The sequence below is a fragment of the Streptomyces sp. DH12 genome (genome assembly GCF_020873895.1).
Lineage (GTDB): Bacteria > Actinomycetota > Actinomycetes > Streptomycetales > Streptomycetaceae > Streptomyces.
Window position 1 is genome coordinate 1 of the sequence record NZ_JAHWGT010001299.1, and the last position, 427, is coordinate 427.

Annotated in this window: 1 protein-coding gene; it reads right to left on the minus strand. The window is 78.9% G+C overall.

Going from position 1 to position 427, the window contains the following annotated elements; translation table 11 throughout:
• Positions 1-66: 66 nt before the first annotated feature.
• Positions 67-427, minus strand: a 361-nt coding sequence (locus LPA54_RS39775; RefSeq protein ID WP_228985279.1) for an ATP-binding domain-containing protein, incomplete at its 5' end; no start/stop codon positions are given.

A 427-nucleotide genomic window follows, 5' to 3' on the forward strand; every position in this document is an offset into this window, starting at 1 on the left:
GGCGGCGGCACCCCCGCGGGGGTGCCGCCGCCGTCGCGCGCACTGCGCCAGGGGCGCCCTGAACACCTACTCCGCCGCCCCAGGCAACTGCGGTGCCAGCAGCACGGGCAGGCGCGTCGTGCGCGGCTTCGCCGGGACATCGGCGACCGCCCGCTGGAGGGCCTGGTCCACTCCGTGGACCACCGACAGGTGGCGGTCGGCGCGGCTGAAGGCCGTGTAGATCCAGGGGCGGCTCAGGGCGGGGACCGCGTCGCCGGGGTGGACCACGTCCGCCGCCGGCCAGCGGGCGCCCACCGCCTGGTGCGCGGTCAGCGCCCAGGCGTGGCGGACCGTCTGCTCCACGCGGTCACGCGGCACGACGACCGTCTCGCCCGCACAGTCCAGGCGCAGGCCCTGGCCGTCGGGCCCGACCACGCGGCCCGGCAGG